The sequence below is a fragment of the [Clostridium] citroniae WAL-17108 genome, assembly GCF_000233455.1.
GTDB lineage: Bacteria > Bacillota > Clostridia > Lachnospirales > Lachnospiraceae > Enterocloster > Enterocloster citroniae.
On the sequence record NZ_JH376430.1, the window covers coordinates 173138 to 196776 of the forward strand.

Consider the following 23639-nt stretch of genomic DNA (forward strand, 5'->3'; position numbering starts at 1 on the left):
CCTGTCACTCCTCCATTGTAATGATGCCGTGTTCCCTGTACCTTCTGATGGTCTCCTCATCATAACCCAGGCGTTCCATCAGGCTTTTTGTGCTCTCCCCCAATTTCGGAGGCAGCTTGCGGATCTTGATATTTTCCCCATCGTAGCGGTTTGCATGTCCTACCACCCGCACATCCCCTGCAACGGGATGGTGCATGGTCAGGATATTGTCATTGTACCTGACCTGTTCGTCCTCCAGGACCTCCTGGTAATCATTCACAGGCGCGTACCAAATACCGTTTTCATCGAAGATCTTCTTCCACTCCCCGGTGGTCTTTTTCTTCATCTCCCGGCATACCACGGCATCAAACTCCAATCTGCGCTCCATCTGGTCCCTGGAGGTATATCCGTCCAGACATCCCGGCGTAAACAGCTCCCTCAGCTTTTCCACCGGAACCAGGGAAAGGGTGATGCAGCCGTCCCCGGTCCTGTACACGCCGTAGGGAGACTGGTGGAACCTGGTGCTGAGCCCGGTGGTGGGGCGCTCTGTAAACTGTCCTCCGTTGAGATAATATCCCAGGGCTTCCTGCTGCAGATCCAATGCCGATCCCAGAAGGCTTGCCTCCACCTTATGGCCTTTCCCCGTCCTGGCCCTGTCATAAACGGAGGCCACCACCCCAAGGGCTGCCAGCACTGCCCCATGCTGGTCCACCACCGGTGTTCCCACCGGAGAGGGGGCCTCGGGATCGGAGCCGGTCAGGGATACAAGGCCGCTCATGCTCTGGATCAGCAGGTCCTGCCCCGGCTTCTTCACATAGGGACCGGAAGATCCGTAGCCGGAACAGGAACAATAGATAATGCCCGGGTTGATCTTCTTTAGGTCCTCGTATCCCAGTCCCAGCTTTTCCATTACCCCTGCACGGAAATTCTCGATCACCACATCATACTCCCGTAGCAGCTTGTGGATGATCTCAACCCCTTCCTTACTTTTAAGGTCCACTGCAATTGATGTCTGGTTGCGGTTGCCCAGCAGAAAAAACATGCTGACCCCTCCCGGGTATGTATTGCATCCTGACCAGGAACGCTCGTAAGCTCCCTTTGGAGACTCCACCTTCACTACTTCCGCCCCCAGGTCGGCCAGTATCTGCGCTGCCGATGGTCCCTGGAGATAATGTGTGAAGCTTAAGACTTTAACACCTTCCAGCATAAGATTCCCTCCCGTAGTTTATTTTTTCTTTATTATTTTTTTATAGTTGCATAATATGTAAACGTTTATATGTTTTGTTAATTCTAAATATAATCGTTTACACAACAAATGTCAAGAGGTTTTTCACGTAATAAATAACCGGCCGCCCCCAGCCGGTTTTATTAAACGATACATTGATAGTGATTTATAGATTTAATTTTACAGGGATATCCTGAAACAGCTGTGGATCCATGACTTTAAGGTATCTGCTGACAATGGGTTCAAATCCCATGACATCCAGAACGTCCTTTTGCAGATCGATCCCCGGGGCGATCTCTGTCAGTTCCACCCCTTCATCTGCCAGCCGGAACACTGCCCGTTCGGTCACAAAAAGGACCGGCTGTCCCGTCTGCCTGGCGTATGGCCCGCTGAAGCTGACCTGCTCCACTGTATCCACAAGCTTTTGCACCCTTCCCTCCTGAAGAATCTGCAGTCTTCCCTCCTTACATTCCTCTCTCAGCCCCACGGCCGTAAATGTTCCTGTAAAAACAACCCGCCCTGCGTTCTGGGAAATGTTGATGAATCCGCCCACTCCGTTGACCACATGGTTGAACTTGCTTACATTTACATTTCCCTGCCGGTCAAATTCAGCAAAGGAAAGCACGGCCACATCCAGCCCACCGCCGTCATACCAGTCAAACTGGTTTGTCTCGCAGATGATCGCCTGGGGGTTGTAAGCTATGCCAAAATCAGTGCCCGTGGCGGGAACACCGCCTATGATCCCCTGTTCCAGGGACAGGTGGATACAGGACTGGCAGCCGCTCTCCTCCAGCACCTTGCCCACTCCGGCGGGCACCCCAAATCCCAAATTGACCATATCACCTCTTTTTAGCTCCATGGCCGCCCGCTTGGCCATTACCTTACGGTTGTCCTGGGGCATATACTCGCTTTCAGGAAGTCCTCCCCGTTTCTTTCCGGACAGGGTTTCATCATATTCTGTTTTCATGGACATTCTCTGCCGGGAGTCCACCACCACGGCATCGACCAGTATACCGGGTACCGCCACACAGTCCGGTCGGATCCCGCCTCGTTCCACCATCCGTTTCACCTGGCATATGACGACCCCGCCGCAGTTTTTTACCGCCTGGGCCTGGGAAAGCGCTTCCGTCATCAGTCCCTCATCCTCAAAACTGATGTTTCCATCCTCATCCGCGGCAGATCCCCGGAACAGGGCAACGTCCAAATGGAAGCTTTTATAAAATATATAATCGTTTACATCTTTGGTAAATAAAAAAGAAAGCTCCTCTTTTGAACATTCATTCACGCGGCCGCCCTCCACTCTGGGATCCACAAAGGTATGAAGACCCGTCTTTGTGATCAGGCCCGGTCTCCCGGCCGCGATCTCCCTCACCAGCTGGGTCATGACTCCCTGCGGAAGGACATATGCCTCTATCTGGTTCTCCATGGCCAGTTTCTGCATATTCACAGACCAGGTCCAGTGGCTTCCCACTACCTTTCTCACCATGCCTTTATGGGCAAAATGGTCCGCTCCTCCCCCCTGCTTGTCTCCGATGCCGGCGCTGTGATAAAGGGTCAGCCCGGCCGGGCTTCCCGTGTCCAAGAACCGCTTTTCCAGGCCGGAGAGCAGATAACCCGGATCGTTGATCCCTCCTCCCCCTCCTGAAAGCCACAAGCTGTCCCCGTCTTTTACCAGATTTACAGCCTCCTCCAGTGACATACATTTTGACATACTTCATATCCCCCTTCTTGTTGTGTATTAATAGAACAGATCATAATCTCAACAGGGCCTTACCGAATCCCTCAGCACCAGTTTCCCTTCATAAATCGGGAACCTGTCCGCCTCTTTCCCGCTGATGCATGCGCATATATACTCCACCGCCGCCCTGGAAATCTCTTCCGCAGGCGTGTAATAGGAGGTGAGGGGAGGTATGATCTTATCGGTCATGATGATATTGTCATAACCCATGACGGACAGATCCTCCGGTATCCTGATGCCGCAGTTATACGCCGCCCTGTACACACCAAAGGCCAGCATATCATTGGATGTAAATATGGCCTGCGGCCTGTGCTTTCTTTTTAAAAGCTTCTCAATCCGCTTGTGGGAATGATCCAGATCGTCCACGTCCAAAAGTATGATATCCTTGTCCGCCTGGATTCCCCGGTCCTTTAATGCCTTGACCATTCCGGCATAACGTTCCTCATAGATCATGTTATTAAAACTCTGGAACACACCGCCAATGCGTGTATAGCCATTGTCCAGGAGGTAGGAAACGCAGTCATAGGCTCCCTTAAAGTTGTCCACCCGGATGCACCGCTCAACATCATCCGGGAAATTGCGGTTCAGGTACACATAGGGGATGCCGAAATCATTAAGCTTTTTGATATGCTGATGCTCATTGGTACAGGGCGTAACAATGACCCCGTCAACCTTTTTCAGACTGAGGTTTTCTATGAACTTCTTTTCCCGCTCAATGTCGTTATTGGAATTGCACAGATATACCATAAAGCCCTGATCCGCTGCATATTTTTCTATGTACTTCTCCAGACGCGGATAATACATGTTCATAACATCGGGTATGATCAGCGCCAGCGTGTTGGTCCGGCCCGTCTTTAAGCTGACCGCCAGATTATTGGGCCTGTAGTCCACGGTCCGCACAGCCTCCATGATCCTCTGGCGTGTCTCCTCTTTAATATATCCCTTGCCGGCCAGGGCCCTGGACACGGTACAGACAGAAAAACCAGCCTCTTTTGCAACGTCTTTTATTGTAGCCATTCTATACACCTCATGCCTCTTGTACTTTTTTCAGTATAACAGACATGGTTCCTTCCGTCAAAGAATGTTTTATGTTTCCCAAAGCGCAAACCGCCCCAAAAATAGGATCTGTAAAGGTACGCCGCCCCAAGGAATAAGATCCGTGCCGCCATAGAAAAAGGCCGCCCCCCTGCGTAATAAACCGCAGTGTCCGCAGCCTTCCCTATATATTCTAATGATTCCAGTTCAGATGATGCAGCTGCCCTGTGAGGGCCATCTTCTCAAATCCATGCTGCCGCAGCGCCTCATACAGCACCACCGACACAGAGTTAGACAGGTTCAGGGAGCGGATGTCCCCCCACATGGGAATACGGATACAATGCTCCTCATTCTCCACCAGGATCTCCTCGGGTATCCCTGCACTCTCCTTGCCGAACATAAGATAACAGTCCGGTTCATATTCCACATTGGAGTAAACCTTATGGGCCTTGGTGGTGGCAAAATACATGCGCCCCAGGGCATCGGGGTTGCGTTCCAGGAAATCCTGATAATCACTGTACACGGTCACATCCAGTTTATCCCAGTAATCCAGTCCGGCCCTCTTAAGCGCCTTTTCGTTCAGCTTAAATCCCAGGGGTTCGATGAGATGGAGCCTGGTCTTGGTGGCAACGCAGGTCCTGCCGATATTTCCTGTATTGGAGGGCATCTCAGGCTCTAATAATACAATGTTCATCATGGTTGTGTCACGCCTTTCCATCCAGGCGGCTTACAAAGCGCTGGATGCGTCCCAGCGCTTCCTTCAGGTTATTCAGGGAATAAGCATAGGAAATCCTTACAAAACCCTCCCCGCAGTCACCAAATGCGGTTCCCGGCACAACAGCCACCTTTTCTTCCTGCAAAAGCCTGGTTGCAAACTCCTCGGATGTCATCCCAAAACGTTTAATGTTGGGAAACGTATAAAATGCGCCCAGGGGTTCAAAGCACTCGATTCCCATCTCCGCAAATGCATGGAGCAGGAAGCGGCGGCGCTGGTTGTAGGACTCCCGCATCATGGCCACGTCCGGATCCCCGTTCTTCATGGCGGAGACAGCAGCGTACTGGCTGGTGGTTGGGGCGCACATGATGGCGTACTGGTGGATCTTCAGCATTTGCTCCAAAATCACAGCCGGAGCGGCAGCATAGCCCAGGCGCCAGCCGGTCATGGCATATGCCTTGGAAAAACCGTTGATCAGAACCGTCCTCTCCTTCATCCCGGGGAAGGACGCAATGGTCACATGTTTTTCATCGCCGTATGTAAGCTCTGAGTAGATCTCATCCGAAACCACAAACAGGTCTTTTTCCAGAACAATCTCCACAATTTTCTCCAGGTCATTCCGGTCCATAATCGCTCCGGTGGGGTTGTTGGGGAAAGGAAGCACCAGGATCTTCGTCTTATCCGTGATCTTCTCCAGCATCTTTTCAGGGGTCAGCCTGAACTGATCCTTTTCCTCCAGCTCAATCACCACCGGCACACCGTCCGCCAGGGTCACACAGGGCATGTAGGATACGTAGCTGGGCTGAGGGATCAGCACCTCGTCCCCCTCGTTAAGCATGGCTCGCATGGCAATGTCAATGGCCTCGCTGCCGCCCACTGTCACCAGCACCTCATGGTCGGGGTCATAAACCACGCCGCACCGGCGCTTTAAGTATTCACATATCTCCACCTTCAGGGGCTTTAATCCGGCATTGGAGGTGTAAAAGGTGCGGCCCTTTTCCAGGGAATAGATGCCCTCCTCCCTGATGTGCCACGGAGTGTCAAAGTCAGGCTCGCCCACGCCCAGGGAAATGGCGTCCTTCATCTCGCTGACAATATCAAAAAACTTGCGGATCCCGGAAGGCGGTATCTTTACGATCTTATCTGATAATGGATTTCTCATGGGGTAATCAGCATCCTTTCATCCTGCACCGGCTCACTGATCACGGTGCCATGGTCTTTGTATTTTTTCAGAACAAAATGGGTTGCGGTACTGAGCACGGACTCCATGGGCGCCAGCCTGTCAGATACAAACTGGGCCACCTGGCGCATGGTTTTTCCTTCAATGAATACAGTGAAATCATAAGCACCGCTCATCAGGTAAACAGCCTCCACCTCACTGTACTGGTAAATTCGCTCTGCGATCTTGTCAAATCCCATGCCTCTCTGAGGAGTTACCTTTACCTCGATCAGGGCCACTACTTTTTCATCGCTGGTGTTGTCCCAGTTGATCAGGGTGTGGTATCCGCAGATAATGTGTTCTTTTTCCATTGCCGCGATCTCATTGGCCACCGCGACTTCGCTTTCTCCCAACAAAACGGCCAGGTCCTTAATATCAATCCTGCTGTTCTTTTCAATGACTGCCAGAATCTTCTCTCTCATGGTTATAACATCCTCCGCTTTCTATATTTATATGCAGAACCAACGCCCTGAACAAACAGAGCGCTAGTGCTGTACTGCGTAACTATCTGTGATCTTTAACAGTTCGTCAGGCTTTGGCCGCTCCAGATAACCCACGGTCTCCTCTCCATGGCGGATCTGCCTTGCAATGCCCCCGGTCACACATCCGATCACCGCGCCGGGGATCCCCGCTGCTTTCAGGCGTCTTACCAGCTGCCCTCCCCGGTCCGATGCCATGATGACACAGTCACCGCAGAGCAGCCTGTAGGGATTCAGCTCATATAGTTCACACACTTCCACGGTCACCTGCCGGATGGGCAGCGCCCTTAGATCCACATCGATCCCAACATTAAAAATTCCGGATAAATTCCAAAGGGCAGCTAATACGCCGCCCTCTCCTGCATATTCGTGGGCTGTCACAGCACAATCCTTCTGCGACAGCTCACGTTCCATCCATTGTCTCACACAGCTTTCTTCCGCCTGGTCCAGGCAGTTTAAGAACATGGGGGAAAAATGTGCCTCAAGCTCCCCTCTCTTACGCGCTCCGATCCTGCAGGTCCCGGCAAAGCCTGTAAATCCCGCCATCACCAGATCCTGACCGGGTTTCATGAAGCCTTCCCGCTTCTCAAATCCCCCCGGTCCCTGGCCTGCGGTCCTCATCCCGCTGCCTCCGGTACAGGTGTCACAACCGGTGCCGGGTCAGGTGCCGCCTCTGTAGGCGCCGGATCTGCCTGTACCGGAGCCGGATCTGCCGGCGCCGGGTCTGGCGCCGCCTCTGTAGGCGCCGGCTGCGTCACACCCGGTCCGCCGTCCACGCCGGTCACCGGTGCGGTCTCAACCGGTGCCGTCTCCACAGGAGCGGCTGCATTGGGATCCGGCGGTACATCGGCCGGAAGAGCGGGACCTACACGGTAGATTGCCTTGGATGCATTGTAGGTATCCTTGTTGAGAAGGGTCCTCTCCTGCTCCACGCCGTCCACGGTCACCACTTTCCATAGCCTGGACCTGAGTCCTGTATGGGAGGACTGGACCTTCACCTTTGCCCCCGGCGCCAGTGTATTGTCCACGATCAGCTGGGGTTCTCCCGGACTGGTGCTTCCAAGGGTTTCGGATACATATTCCACTTTGCGGTTTTCCGGACGCGTCTCTTTTCCGTAAATGGTAAAAGTCAGCTTCCTGCCTTCGGTGTAACCCTCCACGTAAATCGGAGTGCTGTAATTGTTCTTAATCTTAATATCCTTGTATGTGCCTGCAATGGCCGCATCCCTGGATGGTTTTACATAGGTCACTATCATGGAGTGGTTCTGTCTCTGAACGATCTCCACCTCGGCCTCCAGTGATGCGTTATACAGTGTAGTGGCAAGCTGGCACACACCTCCGCCGATACTGTCCACGACCTGGCCGTTCTCATAGGCCGCCGCGGTCTTATAGCCGTTAGCTGTTGTAAATGGCTGCAGGCATTCATAACCGGATAAAACCTCCCCGGGCATAAGCAGATGGCCGTTGATCTTGGCCGCGCCTACCGCCAGGTTGGTGGAGCGTGCTGCACCGCTGCTGCTGAAATCAGTTGTATAGGTCCCCAGCACATCCTGAATGGTTGCAAGGGCCTCTGTGGTGATGGCCGGCTGCTGCTCAGCCACCTCTGCCGTCACTTTTACAGGTTCTTCCAGTCCGCCTTCCAGGGCTTCATTCAGGGCCGCTTCCGTGGCCGCTGCGTCAACCACCTTGCCCGCCACAGAATCCGTAATGACAAACTGGCCGTTCTCCCTGGTTATGGTCGCATCCTGGGGCTGGGCTGTCACTGCCTGACACTGGGTATCCACAAATGCCTTTACCTTTGCGGAATCCACTTCCGTGTCCAGTTCCAGATCCACGGGCGCGGACGCCAGATCCTTCTGGACCATATATTGTCTGATGAGGCTGCCCCCCGCATACTGGCTGGCTGCCTGGTCTACTGCATCGGTGTTGCTCCAGTGAAAGCCCAGCTCCCCTGCCGTGGTCTCAACGTCCTGTCCGTCCACGTTCAGGATCACCTTCTGGCCCGCCAGCCCATTTACATACTGTTCCACTGCGGACCTGGCCTCCTCCGCCGTCATCCCTGCCAGACTCTGGCTGCCTATGCTGATTCCCACAGGAAGCACGGGCGCGGCCCAGGCGATCACTGGAAATGCCGCAAGCAGCCCTATACTTATGACTGCCGCCAAACCGGCATTTCCTATTGCTTTTTTCATAATTTCTCCTCTTCCCGGTTACATAAATTCTTTTCCTTCACATCCTGAGTTATATATATAAGCCCAGAACGGATTTTAGTACATCAGGGCGCTGAGTGCCATGGGCACGATCATTGCCAGAACTAACACTACAACAATGATGGTTGAAATAATCTTCTTCATCTTAGGATCGCTCATATTCATCATGTACATTCACCTTCTTTAATATTAATATGCCTCGAATCTCTTCATTTATCTATCTATATTTAAGAGATTTGCCTTGGAATCCTTCCGTACTGGGAGATAATGGTGTCGATCATCCGCGATGCCTCGCTGCGGCTGATATCATCAATCTGCACAGTTATGTCTATTCTATGACATTTTACTAAATCCTGCAAGTATTCTTTTTGCCTTTTTGTGGCCGGCTGCTCCCTTTTTGCCTTGTAAATCAAGGGTTTTGAGGTGAACAGTTCCGGTCTGTCCTGGCTGTGGAGCTTTAACAGCTCCTGGTAAAGCCTGTGCGCCGCCTCCGCATCGGCCTGGGCACGGTGGGCAGCGGACTGGGATATATGATAGTAAGAGCAGGCACAGGACAGATTCCGCTTCACATCCCCGGGCATAAACGCCCGGCACAGCATCAGGGTGTCCAAACCTTCCTTTTCAAATTCCAGACGGCTGTTGACTGCCGCGTGCTTTAAAAAACTATAATCAAACATAATATTATGCCCCAAAAGGGGCAGATCGCCAAAGAATTCCACTGCGTCCCCTATCACATCCTCTATGGGCGGCGCATCCTTTAACATCTCATCTGTAATCCCGGTCAGCCGCGTAATGTGCATCCCCAGCCTGCGCATAGGGTTTACAAGGGTCACAAACTGCCCGGCAACGGCTCCGTCTATGATCTTGATGGCTGCTATCTCGGTTATCTTTTCCTGTTTGGCCTCAAGTCCCGTTGTCTCCAGATCCAAGGCTATGTATGAATTCATCATTCTCTTCTTCCGTCTCCTATTCTAGTACCTCATGGCGTAAATCACAGGAATTTACGCAATGCAGCGCTAAGGTCAGCACTCACATCCCGGGCACTCATCCCTTAAAAAGCACTCTACGCACTTGGGACGTCTTGCAATGCAGATGGTCCTTCCCAGGGTAATGATGTGGATATTCCAGAGGATCCAGTGGTCCTTCGGCAGTACCCGCATCAGGTCATACTCAATCTTTTCCGGGTCCTCTTCCTTTGTAAGCCCCAGCTTCCCGGAAATGCGCTTCACATGGGTATCTACCACGATGCTGGGTTCATTGTAAATGTTTCCCCGGATCACATTGGCGGTCTTGCGTCCCACCCCTGCCAGGGAGGTCAGTTCCTCTATGGTCTCCGGCACTTTCCCGCCGAACTTCTCCACCAGGTCCCTGCAGCAGGCAATGATATTTTTTGCCTTCATATGGTAAAACCCAATGGAATGGATGTCCTGTTCCAGTTCCTTTAAATCGGCCCGGGCAAATTTTTCCAAGGTATTATATTTCTTAAACAGATCCGCTGTGACAATATTGACCCGGGCATCCGTGCACTGGGCGCTCATGATCACCGCGATCAACAGCTGCCATGGGGTCTCATGGTTCAAATAGCATCTGTACTCTGTACCGTACTCCCGGTCCAGGGCCGCCAGGATGCGCAGGATGCGGTCGGCCTGCTCTTTTTTTGTCTCGCGTTTTTTTCTGGTTGTAGTTTCCTTCATACAGTTTCCTCTCAGGATGATCAGTTTAACTCCAGGACACATGCCCTGGCATTGTAGGTCAGGGGATCCCGGTTCCTGTAATCAAACAGGACCAATGTTTTGTCCCCCATGGCTTCCACATGAGCCATCTTGCTCATCTGCCTGGAATCAAAGCCCTCGTAGCCCGCCAGATACCGGGGGTTCTTTTCCTCAGAGATGAAAAAGTCCCTGATCTTTGATTTATACGGAGCCTGATCCCTGGCAAAGGAAGGACGGCTTTTGACATTTTCCCTCAGATACAGGTCCGCTGTCAAACGGTCCCGGTAAGCTTCCACGGACGGACCGTGCAGATATTCCTCTATCATTGCAAAAAGGATCTCATATCTTGCAATGCGGCTGTGGTTCATACCTGTCAGCCCATGTTTTTGGTAGTATTCCCCCATGGCAAGGAACATTTGGTAAGGGGAGGGGAATTCTTTTTCAAGGGCCTTCAGTGTACATGTAAACTGTCTGCTGTTATAATGGACCTCCACCATGTCTTCCACTGTCTTAAGCTCCAGTATCCGGTCATAGGACAGCCACCTGGTGGAAAGCACCTCATATGGCGGAGTGGATGAATACACCAGGCCGTAGTCCGGCGCTTTCTCCTCCATGTAGGACCCCTTTAACACTTTTAAGAACCCCAGCTGCAGCTGCTCCGGCTCCATGGAATACACGTCATCAAAGGATTTCTGAAAACTCTCCATCCCCTCATAGGGCAGGCCTGCGATCAGGTCCAGGTGCTGGTGTACATTTCTGCCCGCGTTGATTCTGGAAGTGATACGGCGGATCTCATCTATGTCAGTCTTTCGGCGGATGGCCTCAAGGGCCTGCACATTGGTGGTCTGGACGCCAATCTCCAGCTGCACCAGCCCGGGACGCATACCGGCTAACAGTTCCATCTCCTCCTCCCCCAAAAGGTCGGCCGCGATCTCAAAGTGGAAGTTGGTAACCCCGTTGTCATGTTCCTGTATCCACCTCCATATGGCCATGGCGTGGCTTTTTTTACAGTTAAAGGTCCTGTCCACAAATTTCACCTGAGGCACCCCGGCATTCAGGAAAAACAGCAGTTCCTCCTTAACCAGATCCAGGTTCCTGAAACGGATCTGCTTATCTATGGAAGAAAGACAGTAACTGCAGGAAAAGGGGCATCCCCTGCTGCTCTCATAGTAGATGATCCTGTGTTCCAGTTCCTCCAGCTTGATGCAGTCATAGGAAAATGGAATACGGCTGAGATCCATAACAGGGCGAATGCCCGTGTCCGTTATGGCGCCGTCCGGGCCTCGGTAGGTAAGCCCCGTAAGCCGGGACAGGCCCTGACCGCGGACTTTTCCACAGTCTGCGGGATCTTCCGTCCCGTTATCCACATAATACCGGACCAGCTGTGCAAACGTCTCCTCCCCTTCCCCCTTCATGACCCCGGTAATAAAGGGCATGTCCTGCAAAACCTTTCTCGCGTCATAGGAGACTTCCGGTCCGCCCAGCCACAGGGGGACATGGGGCAGCAGCTTTCTTATGTCGGCGGCCAGGGACCGGATACTCTCTATGTTCCAGATATAACAGGAAAACCCGATCACATCGGGCTTTCTCCTGTATAGATCCTGCAGACATGCGTCCAGCTGATGGTTGATGGTGTACTCGGCCAGTTCAATACTGACAGGATCTTGGGTTCGCGGGGGATCGGCCTCCAGCTGCTGCCGGGCATAGGCCTTCAGGCTGTATATGCCCAGATTGGAATGAATATACTTGGCGTTGACAGCCACCAGCAATATCTTCATAGGGCTATACCTCAATCTCGATCTTCCTGCCCGTTGGCTGATACTGGTAATAGCGTACTCCGGCTGCATTGAGCATCCGCTTGGACGCCCTGACGGCCGGGGTATCGGCATACTTGTCTTCTCTGAACACAATGGTCTTGATGCCGGCCTGGATGATGGCCTTGGCACACTCGTTGCAGGGGAACAGAGTCACGTACAGCTTGCTTCCCTCCAGGCTTCCCCCTCTGTAATTAAGGATAGCATTTAATTCGCTGTGTGTGGAGTAGAAATATTTGGAATTATAGGGATCTTCCTGCTCTGCCTCCTTTCCCCACGGAAACTCATCATCTGAGCACCCCTTGGGGAATCCGTTGTAACCCATGGACAGTATCTTGTTGTCCTGGCTGACGATGCAGGCTCCCACCTGGGTGCTGGGGTCTTTGGACCGCCTTCCCGACAGCAGGGCGACTCCCATAAAATACTCATCCCATGTTATATAATCTAAACGCTTTCCAGTCATTCCCAATCTCCTCCTTTTATGCGGATTATTGTTTGGAGCGTATTATATCACATATTTTCTTATTTTCCTATGGTTTTTGGACTTTATGTAGGGTGCTGGGTGTTGCCACGAGCCTTTGCCCTCTGCCCGCCCGCCCTCTGCCACCATGGCGGCAGCAAATAAAAACACCCGCCGTATGGAAAATCTGTAAGGCGGGTGTTTTACTCCGGTATCTGCTTTTAATTTGCTGTTGCTCTCCCCTGTCAATCATCATTGCAGTTTCAATACCTGTACGTTTTCAACAAGAACTACGCCGCATCTGCCTGTGGGCCAAAACCGGTGCCACGATCACCCCGGCCGCGATACCGACCGCTGCCTCGGCCGTGTTGGACAGATAGGCATGGCACTGCTGCGTTTCCTTTCACGCGGCATCCCTCATGTCCACAAACAGGTCCAGATAACAACCTGCGTCTTCAGTCAATGGTAACTCCCAGGAATTGGCATAATTCCTGAATGCAGGCATTCTTATCCTCCTGGGTCAGTTCCACTCCGAACATGAACCGGAAAATTACTTCCATCTGCCCGGCCAGCATTTTAAGTCCGGGCACTGTCTTAAGGCCCCTTGCCTTGGCGGCTGAGATCACGGGTGTATCCGCCGGATTGATGATAACGTCAAATACCACACAGTCTTTGGGTAAATGATCTACAAACCCCAGATACTCATGGGTTCTTCCATATCCCGCCATTCCCAGGGGCGTTACCTGCAAAAAGAGCTGGGCCGTGCCCGCCGCCTGATCCAGGTTCTCCGGTGTGGAGGCCAGGGCCTTTGTCTCCATGGATGTATGGGTATTCAGTATGTCTGCAATCTCCTGCGCCTTTTCCACTGTCCTGTTTAAAATCGTAAGCTTCCTGATGCCGTGCTTTGACAGTTCCAGACCGATCACTCCGCTGATACTGCCGCTTCCCAGCATGAGCGCCTCTTTTCCCACCAGCTGAACACCGCTGCTTAAGATTGCGTTCAGGGCGCCTTTGCCGTCCATGCCCACGCCATGGCTGGTGCCGTCCTCATCAATGCGGACCGCGTTGACAGACTGGAAGATCCTGGAACTCTCGTCCACATCATCCAACAGGGGAATGATATCCTTTTTGTGAGGCATGGTGGGGGATATGTAGCGGATATGCAGCATTTTACATGCCTCCATGAATTGGGGCAGTTCTCCTTTTTTTACTTCCACCGGAAGCATGATGGCGTTCATGTCCAGCTCCCCAAACAGTTTGTTGTACGCCCTGGGCGCGTTGGTCTTGCCCATGGGGTCGCCTATGTTTAACACAAGCTTTGTGTCTGTATTGAATTTTACATTTTCCAGATTCATGATACCTGTTTCCCCCTCTATTTCCCGCTCTTGCCCAGATAGACCTCCAGCAAGGCATCCTGGCTGGCTCCATCGGACGCATCCAGTTCCCCGGCGATCTTTCCCGTGTTCAGCATATAGGAGCGGTCGCTGACCTTAATAGCCATCCTGGCGTTCTGTTCCACCAGGAGAATCGTGATTCCTGTCCGCTTCAGTTTTTCTATGATATGAAATACCTGCTCCACCACCAGGGGCGCCAGGCCCATGGACGGCTCATCCAGGAGAAGGAGCTTAGGGTCCGACATCATGGCCCTTCCAATGGCCAGCATCTGCTGTTCGCCTCCGGACAGGGTCCCTCCCATCTGGGTCTTCCTCTCAGCAAGGCGGGGGAAGAATTCAAATACCTGGTCCAGGATCCTCTGGTCCAGTGCTTTGTCCGCTGCCCTTGTGTAGGAGCCGATGGCCAGGTTTTCCATCACCGTGGCGTCTGCGAATATTTTGCGTCCCTCAGGTACAATGGAGATCCCCATGGGAATAATCTCATGGGATTTCTTTCCCACAAGCTCCTCCCCCTGATACTTGATGGAACCCCTTTCAATATGTACCATACCGATAACGGATTTTAACAGGGTTGACTTGCCCGCGCCGTTGGCGCCCAGCAGAGAAACCAGCTCACCCTTATCCACGTGGATGTTTATGTCTTTGATCGCCTTGATCATTCCGTAGCCGGAATGCAGGCCGGATATATCTAACACAGTTTCCCTCTGCCCCATTAAGAATCACTCCTTCCCAGGTATGCCTCGATTACTTCCTCGTTGTTCCGGATCTCTTCCGGAACCCCGTGGGCGATCCTTGCTCCGTAGTTCAACACCGTGATATCGTCTGAAATGTTCATGATCAGATCCATGTCGTGCTCCACGATCAGTACGGACATGCCAAAGTCTTTGCGGATTCCCCGGATCGTGCTTATAAGGTCCTCCTTTTCCTGGGCATTCATGCCTGCCGCCGGTTCATCCAGCAAAAGGATCTTAGGCTGTGTGGCCATGGCCCTGGCAATCTCCAGCAGTCTCTGATGACCGTAGGGAAGGCTGGATGCCGGCTCATCCTTCAGATCAGCGATCTTTAAGTACTCTAAAAGTTCCTCGCTCTTTTTGCGGATCTTCCTGTCCTCCTCCAGCATTTTCCTGCGGTTATAGACAATATTAAACAGCCCGGCCCGGCTTCTGCAGTGAAAACCAGTCATTACATTTTCCACTGCCGTCATTTTTTTAAACAGGCGGATGTTCTGGTAAGTCCTGGCAATGCCCATTTCCACGATCTTATACGGGGCGCAGCCGCAGATGGACCTGTCTTCAAAAAGGATATCGCCTTTTGTCACCTGGTACACGCCGGTAATGATATTGAACACGGTGGTCTTTCCCGCTCCGTTGGGTCCGATCAGGGAACAGATCTGGTTCTTTTCAATCTTCAGGTCAACTTCAGAAACAGCTGTCAGGCCGCCGAATTGTTTTGTAACTCCCTTTAATTCCAATACTGCCACGATCGTCACCTGTCCTTTCCGTCAAATTTCGCCTGCACATAGCCAATGAGTTTTTTCGCATACGGAGTAATGCCGCCCGGATAGCGGATGATAACCGTCAAAAGGATGACCCCGTACACCACCATGCGCCAGTCCCCCAGGAAGCGCAGGGCCTCGGGAAGAATGTTCATGATAACGGCTCCGATCACCGGTCCGATGGTGGTTCCCATGCCTCCCATGATAGCGGTCCATAAGAACATATTGGAATCATTGCTGGTAAAGCTGTCAGGGCTTACGTAGTGGATCATCATGGCGTACAGCACGCCCGCCACCGCGGAGTAGACTGCTGAAAGCACAAATGCCCTGATCTTAAAGGTGGTGATATTGATCCCTGTGAGCTCTGCAACCTTATCGTCATCGCGGATTGCCATAAACGCCCTTCCTGTCCTGGATTTCATCAGCCATTTCTGGTACATGATCCCAATAAACACAAAAAATGCTATGAGATAATAATACCTAAACAAGGTATCAAATTTGAATCCGAACAGATCCGGAGCCTTGATGCCGACCACCCCGGCCGGGCCGTTGGTCAGGTCGATCCAGTTCACCAGAACCATCCTGACGATCTCGCCAAAACCAATGGTCAGAAGTGCCAGATAACTGCCCCGCACCTTTAGGGCCGGAATGGCAAGCACCACCCCAAACACGGCTGTCACCAGCACGGACACGGGAAGCACCACAAAAAACGGACACCCAAGCTTTGTGTTCAGCAGGGCCGTGGTGTATGCCCCGATCCCATAGAAAGCCGCCTGCCCAAGGGACAGCTGCCCCGTATATCCTGTTAAGATGTTCACCCCTGAACCTACAATGGCATAAATGCCGATCATATTAACGATCTGGATAATATATGCATTGGGAAGCAGGAAGGGCAGAATCAGTATTGCCGCTGTAACCACTGCAATTAAAGTTAATTTCTTTGTTTGCTTCATCACGGTCCCTCCCTACAGCTTCTGCTCTATGCGCTTGCCCAGGATCCCGTTTGGCTTAAAATACAGGAACAGGAACAGCAGCACAAATGAAATGATATCCTTATAAGCAGCAGTGGCGTAAGTGGCTCCCAGGGCTTCCACGATCCCCAGGATGATGCCGCCCAGCATAGCCCCCACAATATTGCCGAACCCGCCCAGTATGGCGGCGGAAAATGCCTTCAGCCCCACCAGTGTGCCCATATCCACGCTTACGTAGAAGATCGGGGAAAGAAGGATCCCGGCAATGGCCGCGAAAGCGGCACTGATGCCGAATGTGACAAGACGGCACTTGTTCACATTGATGCCCATCATGGACGCGCCCTCGGAGTCCGTGGCAGCGGCCCTCATCTGTTTGCCGGTCTTGGTCTTATAAAAAAACAGCTGGAGCACTACCACAAGGCAGGCAGCCACACATATGATCCCGATGTTCTGGGGCAGCAGCAAAAGCTTCCCCAGGTTGATGGGTTCTGTGCTGAACAGGGCCGGAAACACCTGAGGTTCCGCGCCCCATACAACGATCGCCAGGTTCTTCATGATATAGGACACACCCACGGTGGCGATCAGAAGATTGGTAAAGGAACTGAATTCCAGTTTCCTGTAAATAAAACGCTCCAAACAGCAGCCAATGAAGGCTGCGGCAATAATGGTCAGCACAATGGCCAGGGGTATGGGGATCCCAGCCGTGATCAGAGTCAGACAGATAAAAGCAGAAATCATAATCGTATCACCGTGTGCAAAGTTCAGCATACCCAGTGATTTATATATCATGGTTACACCGATAGCCAGCAGGGCATAGATGCTTCCATTGGTAAGGCCGTTTAAAATCTGTTGAAAGACCATAGTTTCCTCCTCTCCCCGCGTTGCCGCTAATCCATTGGCACGATGGTATGCTTTCCGTCCACGATCTGTACAACCATCAGATCCTTGATCATCTCACCGTTGGAAGCAAAGTTATAGGTACCTGCGGCACCCTCAAAATCCTTGGTTGCCAAAAGTGCGTCCCTGATGGCCTGCCCGTCCAGAGAACCTGCCCTCTTAACCGCATCTGCCAGAAGATAAACGGAATCATACGCCTGGGGCGCGTTCTGGTCATAGCTCTGCTGGTAGATCTCCTTATACTTTTTGTCAAAGGCCTGGACCTTCTCATCCTGGTTTGCCTCTGTAAAAGCAGTGGTAAAAATAAGCCCGTTCACAGCGTCACCGCCCAGTTCCACCAGCTTGGGAGAGTTGAATCCCGTACCGATAAGAGGCGCCTGGATCCCGTTCTGCTTGGCCTGCTTACAGATCAGCGCCGCCTCGGTATAATATCCCCAAAGTATGATGGCGTCAGGTTCCGCCTGTTTCATCTTGGTCAGGTGTACGGAAAAATCCTTTTCCCCTGAGTTATACATTTCATTGGCCACCACATCGATCCCGTACTCCGGAGCCAGCGCCTGGATGATCCCAAAGGCGCCGGTGCCAAAATCAGAAGATTCGTACAGCACAGCCACTTTTTGTCCATTTAACTTTTCCTTAAAATACTTAAACAATGTCTTTATATGAGTTGTATCCGTAGCCGTTGTACGGAAAATAAACTCATTCCCCTGTTCCACGATACTCTGGGCGCTGGAGCAGGGCGTAATCTGCGGAATCTTAGAGGACGCCGTGATCTCCATATCCGCAATTGTACAGGAACTGTTCAGGGCGCCGATCAGCGCCGTGATCTTATTTTGGTTTACCAGCTTCTGGGTCACCGTAACAGACTTTGCGGGAACGCCTTCATCATCTTCCTTCACAAGTTCGATCATATACCTGCCGTCAATACCGCCCGCCTCATTGATCTCATTCACAGCCATCTCAACCGCATTTGCCTGCACCAGGCCGCTGGCCGCCGCATTCCCCGTAAGAGGGCCCACGCACCCCAGCACAACCGTTTCTTTCCCGTCCTTACTCTTTGTCTCCCCCTGACATCCCGTAATCATTCCCATAACCATGGCTGCTGCCAGAACTGCTGCTATCTTCCGATTTCTTCTCATATAATAAACCCCTTCTCTATCTATGCTCTTAACAGTAGCTTCTCAAAATCTTACAACCCCAGAAAACATCCCCGGCCCATTCCCCACTCAATCCTTTCATTCCCGGCCATCCAATCCCTCAGCCCCGTCCCGGACATCCTTTCTGTGAAGACCATTTTACCCGCCGCCACTTAGACGCGGTCCTTCACGCGTCTTAGTACCGCTGCACGTAAACCGAGCGGGAGCGTGTCTGAACAGGGAGGATGGCCGGGCCTCTGCGGCCCCTACAATGCCGCGATCTGCGCGGTCGCCTTTAAGAAGGTATCGATATCCTCCACCCCATGGCAGTGAAGCGGTGATACACGTACAATGCCTGCCAGGTCAAAGGGATGCAGGGACCTGACGGAATAATAATTGGAATCGCTTCTGTCATAAACAATGACATCCCTTTTCACATACTCCGTAACCGCATCCGGACAACTGATATTGTCAAAGGTGAGAGGCATGATGAAATCTCTGTTCTCCAGGGACTCCCTGTCAAACTCAACCCGGGCATGAGGGATATGGCGGATGCCCGGAACCTCTTTTGTTCCCTCCAGGGCCCTGTACAGCAGCGCCCTCTCATGCATCTCAATGCGCTCCATGCCTTCCACGTACAGTTCCCTTCTGTCCGTGCTGTCAATATAGCGGCTTCCGATCCAGCATACATGGTCCACGATGGCGCTAACGCTTGCGTACATGGCCGGTGCCGGACCTCCGATCTCCCATGGGTCGCCCAGGTTTCCGAAAATTCCCGGATGGTCCAGGGCCGCCAGGCGGTCAGACACATAGCCTGCGCCAAATCCACGGCATCCGAAGATCTTGTACGCCGCAAAGTTGATCCCATCCAGATTAAGGTCCTGCACATCCACCAGTCCGTGGGGCATGTGCTGTACTGCATCGGAAATTATGTAAAGGTCCGGCTTGGCGGCGCGGGCGCGGGCTACGATTTCCTTCATATCCATCACGGCGCCGGTGTGGTTGGACGCATAAATGCATACAAGAAGGGCCGTATCCTTATCCACCAGGCGTTCAATCTCTTCCACATCGATTCCGCCCGTAACCTTGTTGGGTTTTGCGATCCGCACTTCCATCCCCGCCTTCCTCCCGTAATACATAACGGAATCATAGGCGGACGGATGGTCCAGGTCTGTCACTACCACATTGGTGCCCCTGACATTTTCAAGAACCGTGCGCACCATCTCAAACATTACTTTGGATGAGGATTTCTCAGCTATGATCTGTCCGTACTTGGGAGCGTTGAACATGATCCTTAAATCCCTGAAACCATTTAAGGTCAGCTGTCTTAATGCCTTTGCCCTTGGATGCTTTCTGGAATCACAGTCCGGAAAGGTGTCTGCTTCCTCATAAGCCCTGTTCACAGCCTTCAGCCTCAGGGATCCTCCTGCATTTTCAAAAAACAGTCTTTTGCCTGCCTCCGGGTCGGAATCCACGTTCCAAAACCGCTCCTTGATCTCTGCCTGAAGTTTCTCGTCAAATAATAACCCCTGTGGGTAATCCTTTATATTCATCTCTTGCTCCTCCTGGTCTTGAGCCATCTTTTAATCTGATAAATTATCCTCTTGATCAAACACTTTAATCAAATACCACTTTACCCTCATCAAAGATTACTCTGCCGTCCACTTCAATGGTCGGGTCCTTAAACATCATGTCAATGTGAAGCAGGCAGTCCTGGTTATCCGTCTCATTGTTGCCCAATGCCACATGTACATAACCCATGCATCCCTCATCCTCCAGCATCCTTCCGCAGAGACTGGCATCCGGGTTAAGCCCCACGCCGATCTCACCGATACGGTAGATCCTGGGGTCATAGATCTCCTTAAGGACCTTCTCAAACTTCACGGCTTCCTCCCCGCCCTCGACCTTTGTCACGAAGCTGTTCTCAATATATAAGGTAATGGGTTCCTTCAACAGCCCCATAGCCGGATGGGTAATGCTTCCATCGATCACAACCTTGCCGTGGGCAGTTCCTGGAATGGCTCCGGTAGCGCACTCGATATCAGGCGGTGAACAGGTCTGGCCTTTCTCATGGCTCATCCCGTACTGCGGGAATATCTTGTGGCCTTTGATGCTGCAGTAGTAGTCCGTTCCCAGGGCAGAAGTGATGTGTACCTGGTCTCCTCCTGCAAAACCTTTGGCAATCTGGTCCACGTATTTTTTGTTGGCCTCAAAGTCTGTGTAAAGGCCTCCCTTTTCCAACATTCCGAAGTCATAGTCACAACAGTTCAAATCGCGTGCACCTGCTTCGCACGCCCTCCTTCTTGCATAGCTGTGGGATAAGGAAAATGTGGTTGCGCGAAAGATAACATCGGCTTTCAGCATAGCGGCAGCTACCAGATCCGTTGGCTCCTCTCCGTGCATTTTCCTGGGGTTCATCAGCACCAGGGTGCGGTTTGGAAATTTTTCAGCCGCGTCCCAAAGGGCCATTCCAATCTCCATGCTTTCCTCATCCGTGACAATCAGGATATTCTCATCCTCCTTACAATGGGAACACACGGTGAGCAAACGCTGGCATGCTTCATAAATTTTCTTCTCTCTCATTTTTTCTCCCTCTCTTAGAAAAAGTTTTGATTGATCTTATATATTTAATCCTTATCCGGATTAAGTATCTAAATATTTATTCGTATAAATATTAGATAAAATGAAAAGGAATATTTCGTTCCATTGGGCGTATTTACGCCAAACGGCACTAAATTCCTCTGCATTCTAATCTGTCCAGGTGCGATCAGGCGCTCTCCCTTATAATAAGCTTCACGCCTATATATTCGTCCTCCGCCTGCTGCCCCTCTACCAGTGCAAGCATCTTGTCAACGTATGTCTTGGCCAGCTTCTCCTTTGAAACGTCAACCGTGGTCAAGGCCGGTGTTGTAAGGGGTGCGATCTGTGTATTGTCACATCCGATCACGGACAGATCCCCCGGCACGGAAATGTTCAGTTTCTTCAGGTACTGCATGATCTGGGCCGCAAGATAATCGTTCCCAACCACCAGGGCCGTGGGCTTCCCATCCTTCTCAGAGGATACCAGCATGCGGAATACCTCCTCGCATATATCATCCACAGTCTGGGTCCTGGTGCATATAAGCTCCGGCCTTACAGGAATGCTACTGCGCCTTAGCGCCTCCACATATGCCCTGACACGGAAGTCATCCCCCTCCACGCCCTTTGTCAGGTACTTGACCGGGGGCACCATGCCGATACAGGTGTGACCCTTTAGGATCAGATAATCCACCGACTTTCTCACTGCGTCATAATAATCCGGCACAACGGTGACGATCCTGGGATCCAGTTCCTCATAATGCTTGGTCCTGTAAAGGATGATGGGTATTCCGTTCATGGCAATGGAGTTCAGCTGCTGTGCGTCAAACATATTAGTCGCCATGAAGATCCCTTCCGGCTGTCTGCTGATCAGCATATCCAGGAATTCCTTGGTATTCCTGCTGTAATTCAGGGATATATAATATCCGCGCTCAAAGAGCCTGGTCTCTACCGCCTCAAAAAGTTCCGCCTGAATGTTGTCACACACAAAGATAAACTGGGCGGACCGGCTGGTTCTGAGTCCCCTTGCCAGCTGGTTCGGTATGTAATTCAGCTGCCTCACAGCCTCCAATACCTTCTCCCTCTTCTCCTGGCTGACATAATTGGAATTATTCAGCACATACGATACAATGGTAGGAGAAACATTCGCAAGCTTGGCAACATCTTCGCGGGTAACTGTTTTGCTCATGTTTTCTTCCTTTCTCTCATGATTTATAAATACGTATAAATATCTTATGGTTTATATATATCATCTTTTACCCATGATGTCAATCTATTTTAAATATTTTTTCAACATTATTGATATTTTCTCTTTGTTTTGTTCACATTTATTATGTAAATTATCTATATTTATATATTTATTTATTAAACTTTAAACTTAAATGAGTACCCATGTGCCATTACAAATCATATAATGGCAGACATTAAAATAGCCTGAAACCTTCTGGTCTGGTATAATTAAGTTATAACCGCAGGTTAAACGAAAGGACGGAAAATGCAAATACAGCAGCTGATATATTTTATGAAGATCGCGGACTTGGGAAGCATGAACAAGGCAGCGGAAGCACTACTTATTACACAGCCCAATTTAAGCCGCGCAATTATGAATTTGGAATCGGAACTGAATATTGAAATCTTTAAACGCAACAATAAAGGCGTTATCATGACTGAAGATGGCAAGAAACTTTATCAGTATAGTAAGACCATTCTGAATCAAATGGATCTCATAAAAGGGATGGCATTAAGAGAGGACACCCCCATTCTTTCTATCGCATCCTATCCGCTAATATCCATCTCAAGACTGCTATGTGAGATATATAACAACCACAAAGACAAGGATATAAAAATCCAGCTGTTAGAGCGCAGACTGCGACATGTTATCGAAACTGTGGAAAGCGGTGAGGCTGAACTGGGATTTTTAATGTATAATGATGTTCAAAGTAAGGAAATAAGGTATATGCTCCGCTATAAGCATATTGAGCTTAACTATCTCGGCACAGACACATGGTATGTTAATGTGGGCCCCCACAGCCCGCTGTTTGATAAAGAGGAAGTGGACGCGGCAGAGCTGCTCCGTTATCCCGTAGTCAGAATGCCGGATGATTATTTTTCCAACTTAACCTTTTATCTGTCCATTGGCGGTATCTCATTGACAGAATTCAAAAAAGTTGAGTATATGAGTGATAATGCCGCCATGCTTAACTTACTGAAATATACGGATGTATTCCGGTTTGGCCCCGGAATCAGCAGAGAGGATTTTGCAGTGCACGGAATAAAAACAATACCAATTAAAAATTGCGGGGTTACTATCAGTGTTGCCTGGATTCGCAGGAAAAAAGAAATATTAAGTACCTCTGCCCAGGAGTTTGTGCAGATGTTGGAAAAATGGGTTCCTGAAGCAATTCGTTAGAGTTGTCTTTTAGAACTGTTTTAGAAATATACATGCCGATGTCCGGCTGGATTTAGTCCAGCCGGCATTTTATTTTTATCACAGTACAGACGATTCTATTAATAATTAAAAATGCTATGTTTTTTATTTATAACTAAGAAATAAAAATTTAAGATTAGGCAAAATTGCATTAA

At 51.0% G+C, this 23639-nt stretch carries 22 protein-coding genes; 1 reads left to right on the forward strand and 21 read right to left on the reverse strand.

Annotated features, from left to right (window positions below):
- Nucleotides 1-4: 4 nt before the first annotated feature.
- The 21 genes from HMPREF9469_RS26650 to HMPREF9469_RS26750 form a co-directional block, all read right to left on the reverse strand.
- Nucleotides 5-1186 (reverse strand): CaiB/BaiF CoA transferase family protein, encoded by a 1182-nt coding sequence (locus HMPREF9469_RS26650; RefSeq protein ID WP_007869633.1) that lies wholly within the window; start codon nucleotides 1184-1186, stop codon nucleotides 5-7.
- Between the two features lie 184 nt (nucleotides 1187-1370).
- A complete protein-coding gene (locus HMPREF9469_RS26655) occupies nucleotides 1371-2915 on the reverse strand; it encodes an acyl CoA:acetate/3-ketoacid CoA transferase (RefSeq protein WP_007869635.1) in 1545 nt (514 codons plus the stop codon).
- A gap of 48 nt (nucleotides 2916-2963) precedes the next feature.
- A complete protein-coding gene (locus tag HMPREF9469_RS26660) occupies nucleotides 2964-3959 on the reverse strand; it encodes a LacI family DNA-binding transcriptional regulator (RefSeq protein ID WP_007869637.1) in 996 nt (331 codons plus the stop codon).
- Nucleotides 3960-4170: 211 nt separating this feature from the next.
- Nucleotides 4171-4674 (reverse strand): tRNA (cytidine(34)-2'-O)-methyltransferase, encoded by a 504-nt coding sequence (locus HMPREF9469_RS26665; protein ID WP_007869639.1) that lies wholly within the window; start codon nucleotides 4672-4674, stop codon nucleotides 4171-4173.
- 7 nt (nucleotides 4675-4681) lie between these two features.
- Nucleotides 4682-5854: an aminotransferase class I/II-fold pyridoxal phosphate-dependent enzyme gene (locus HMPREF9469_RS26670; RefSeq protein WP_007869641.1), complete on the reverse strand. Its 1173-nt coding sequence runs from the start codon at nucleotides 5852-5854 to the stop codon at nucleotides 4682-4684.
- A complete protein-coding gene (locus tag HMPREF9469_RS26675; protein ID WP_007869644.1) occupies nucleotides 5851-6333 on the reverse strand; it encodes an Lrp/AsnC family transcriptional regulator in 483 nt (160 codons plus the stop codon). Before HMPREF9469_RS26675 ends, HMPREF9469_RS26670 begins: the two co-directional genes overlap by 4 nt.
- Before the next feature lie 63 nt (nucleotides 6334-6396).
- Complete coding sequence (locus HMPREF9469_RS26680) at nucleotides 6397-7011, reverse strand: AIR synthase family protein (RefSeq protein WP_007869646.1); 615 nt, start codon at nucleotides 7009-7011, stop codon at nucleotides 6397-6399.
- Complete coding sequence (locus HMPREF9469_RS26685; RefSeq protein ID WP_007869648.1) at nucleotides 7008-8582, reverse strand: VanW family protein; 1575 nt, start codon at nucleotides 8580-8582, stop codon at nucleotides 7008-7010. The genes HMPREF9469_RS26680 and HMPREF9469_RS26685 overlap by 4 nt, the downstream gene beginning before the upstream one ends.
- A 245-nt stretch (nucleotides 8583-8827) precedes the next feature.
- On the reverse strand, nucleotides 8828-9550 hold the full coding sequence (locus tag HMPREF9469_RS26690; protein ID WP_007869653.1) for a 3'-5' exonuclease: 723 nt from the start codon (nucleotides 9548-9550) through the stop codon (nucleotides 8828-8830).
- 72 nt (nucleotides 9551-9622) lie between these two features.
- Nucleotides 9623-10294: an endonuclease III gene (gene nth / locus HMPREF9469_RS26695; RefSeq protein WP_007869654.1), complete on the reverse strand. Its 672-nt coding sequence runs from the start codon at nucleotides 10292-10294 to the stop codon at nucleotides 9623-9625.
- A gap of 20 nt (nucleotides 10295-10314) precedes the next feature.
- Entirely contained in the window at nucleotides 10315-12090 is a 1776-nt protein-coding gene (locus HMPREF9469_RS26700) for a B12-binding domain-containing radical SAM protein (protein WP_007869655.1), read from the reverse strand.
- Between the two features lie 4 nt (nucleotides 12091-12094).
- Nucleotides 12095-12589: a deoxycytidylate deaminase gene (locus tag HMPREF9469_RS26705; RefSeq protein ID WP_007869656.1), complete on the reverse strand. Its 495-nt coding sequence runs from the start codon at nucleotides 12587-12589 to the stop codon at nucleotides 12095-12097.
- A 452-nt stretch (nucleotides 12590-13041) separates the two neighbouring features.
- Nucleotides 13042-13941 (reverse strand): shikimate dehydrogenase family protein, encoded by a 900-nt coding sequence (locus HMPREF9469_RS26710; RefSeq protein WP_007869658.1) that lies wholly within the window; start codon nucleotides 13939-13941, stop codon nucleotides 13042-13044.
- 17 nt (nucleotides 13942-13958) lie between these two features.
- Nucleotides 13959-14693: an ABC transporter ATP-binding protein gene (locus HMPREF9469_RS26715; RefSeq protein ID WP_007869661.1), complete on the reverse strand. Its 735-nt coding sequence runs from the start codon at nucleotides 14691-14693 to the stop codon at nucleotides 13959-13961.
- Complete coding sequence (locus HMPREF9469_RS26720; protein WP_040417428.1) at nucleotides 14693-15460, reverse strand: ABC transporter ATP-binding protein; 768 nt, start codon at nucleotides 15458-15460, stop codon at nucleotides 14693-14695. The genes HMPREF9469_RS26715 and HMPREF9469_RS26720 overlap by 1 nt, the downstream gene beginning before the upstream one ends.
- 5 nt (nucleotides 15461-15465) lie before the next feature.
- Nucleotides 15466-16428, reverse strand: coding sequence for a branched-chain amino acid ABC transporter permease (locus HMPREF9469_RS26725; RefSeq protein ID WP_007869667.1), 963 nt, complete (start codon nucleotides 16426-16428; stop codon nucleotides 15466-15468).
- Nucleotides 16429-16440: 12 nt separating this feature from the next.
- Entirely contained in the window at nucleotides 16441-17307 is an 867-nt protein-coding gene (locus tag HMPREF9469_RS26730) for a branched-chain amino acid ABC transporter permease (protein ID WP_007869670.1), read from the reverse strand.
- 26 nt (nucleotides 17308-17333) lie between these two features.
- Entirely contained in the window at nucleotides 17334-18482 is a 1149-nt protein-coding gene (locus tag HMPREF9469_RS26735; RefSeq protein WP_007869672.1) for an ABC transporter substrate-binding protein, read from the reverse strand.
- 263 nt (nucleotides 18483-18745) lie between these two features.
- Nucleotides 18746-20032 carry an aminotransferase class V-fold PLP-dependent enzyme gene (locus HMPREF9469_RS26740; RefSeq protein WP_007869674.1) on the reverse strand — a complete coding sequence of 429 codons (1287 nt, stop codon included), beginning with the start codon at nucleotides 20030-20032 and terminating at the stop codon, nucleotides 18746-18748.
- A 64-nt stretch (nucleotides 20033-20096) separates the two neighbouring features.
- Entirely contained in the window at nucleotides 20097-21062 is a 966-nt protein-coding gene (locus tag HMPREF9469_RS26745) for an aminopeptidase (RefSeq protein WP_007869676.1), read from the reverse strand.
- 184 nt (nucleotides 21063-21246) lie between these two features.
- Nucleotides 21247-22245, reverse strand: coding sequence for a LacI family DNA-binding transcriptional regulator (locus HMPREF9469_RS26750; protein WP_007869679.1), 999 nt, complete (start codon nucleotides 22243-22245; stop codon nucleotides 21247-21249).
- Nucleotides 22246-22551: 306 nt separating this feature from the next.
- On the opposite strand from HMPREF9469_RS26750, the gene HMPREF9469_RS26755 reads away from it, so the two are divergent.
- Complete coding sequence (locus tag HMPREF9469_RS26755) at nucleotides 22552-23466, forward strand: LysR family transcriptional regulator (RefSeq protein WP_007869682.1); 915 nt, start codon at nucleotides 22552-22554, stop codon at nucleotides 23464-23466.
- Nucleotides 23467-23639: the final 173 nt, after the last annotated feature.

Excerpts from the sequence above, each read along its gene's own strand:
- HMPREF9469_RS26650 (WP_007869633.1), bottom strand. The coding sequence starts at position 1,186 with ATGCTGGAAGGTGTTAAAGTCTTAAGCTTCACACATTATCTCCAGGGA.
- HMPREF9469_RS26655 (WP_007869635.1), bottom strand. The coding sequence starts at position 2,915 with ATGTCAAAATGTATGTCACTGGAGGAGGCTGTAAATCTGGTAAAAGAC.
- HMPREF9469_RS26660 (WP_007869637.1), bottom strand. The coding sequence starts at position 3,959 with ATGGCTACAATAAAAGACGTTGCAAAAGAGGCTGGTTTTTCTGTCTGT.
- HMPREF9469_RS26665 (WP_007869639.1), bottom strand. The coding sequence starts at position 4,674 with ATGATGAACATTGTATTATTAGAGCCTGAGATGCCCTCCAATACAGGA.
- HMPREF9469_RS26670 (WP_007869641.1), bottom strand. The coding sequence starts at position 5,854 with ATGAGAAATCCATTATCAGATAAGATCGTAAAGATACCGCCTTCCGGG.
- HMPREF9469_RS26675 (WP_007869644.1), bottom strand. The coding sequence starts at position 6,333 with ATGAGAGAGAAGATTCTGGCAGTCATTGAAAAGAACAGCAGGATTGAT.
- HMPREF9469_RS26680 (WP_007869646.1), bottom strand. The coding sequence starts at position 7,011 with ATGAGGACCGCAGGCCAGGGACCGGGGGGATTTGAGAAGCGGGAAGGC.
- HMPREF9469_RS26685 (WP_007869648.1), bottom strand. The coding sequence starts at position 8,582 with ATGAAAAAAGCAATAGGAAATGCCGGTTTGGCGGCAGTCATAAGTATA.
- HMPREF9469_RS26690 (WP_007869653.1), bottom strand. The coding sequence starts at position 9,550 with ATGATGAATTCATACATAGCCTTGGATCTGGAGACAACGGGACTTGAG.
- nth (WP_007869654.1), bottom strand. The coding sequence starts at position 10,294 with ATGAAGGAAACTACAACCAGAAAAAAACGCGAGACAAAAAAAGAGCAG.
- HMPREF9469_RS26700 (WP_007869655.1), bottom strand. The coding sequence starts at position 12,090 with ATGAAGATATTGCTGGTGGCTGTCAACGCCAAGTATATTCATTCCAAT.
- HMPREF9469_RS26705 (WP_007869656.1), bottom strand. The coding sequence starts at position 12,589 with ATGACTGGAAAGCGTTTAGATTATATAACATGGGATGAGTATTTTATG.
- HMPREF9469_RS26710 (WP_007869658.1), bottom strand. The coding sequence starts at position 13,941 with ATGAATCTGGAAAATGTAAAATTCAATACAGACACAAAGCTTGTGTTA.
- HMPREF9469_RS26715 (WP_007869661.1), bottom strand. The coding sequence starts at position 14,693 with ATGGGGCAGAGGGAAACTGTGTTAGATATATCCGGCCTGCATTCCGGC.
- HMPREF9469_RS26725 (WP_007869667.1), bottom strand. The coding sequence starts at position 16,428 with ATGAAGCAAACAAAGAAATTAACTTTAATTGCAGTGGTTACAGCGGCA.
- HMPREF9469_RS26730 (WP_007869670.1), bottom strand. The coding sequence starts at position 17,307 with ATGGTCTTTCAACAGATTTTAAACGGCCTTACCAATGGAAGCATCTAT.
- HMPREF9469_RS26735 (WP_007869672.1), bottom strand. The coding sequence starts at position 18,482 with ATGAGAAGAAATCGGAAGATAGCAGCAGTTCTGGCAGCAGCCATGGTT.
- HMPREF9469_RS26740 (WP_007869674.1), bottom strand. The coding sequence starts at position 20,032 with ATGAATATAAAGGATTACCCACAGGGGTTATTATTTGACGAGAAACTT.
- HMPREF9469_RS26745 (WP_007869676.1), bottom strand. The coding sequence starts at position 21,062 with ATGAGAGAGAAGAAAATTTATGAAGCATGCCAGCGTTTGCTCACCGTG.
- HMPREF9469_RS26750 (WP_007869679.1), bottom strand. The coding sequence starts at position 22,245 with ATGAGCAAAACAGTTACCCGCGAAGATGTTGCCAAGCTTGCGAATGTT.
- HMPREF9469_RS26755 (WP_007869682.1), top strand. The coding sequence starts at position 22,552 with ATGCAAATACAGCAGCTGATATATTTTATGAAGATCGCGGACTTGGGA.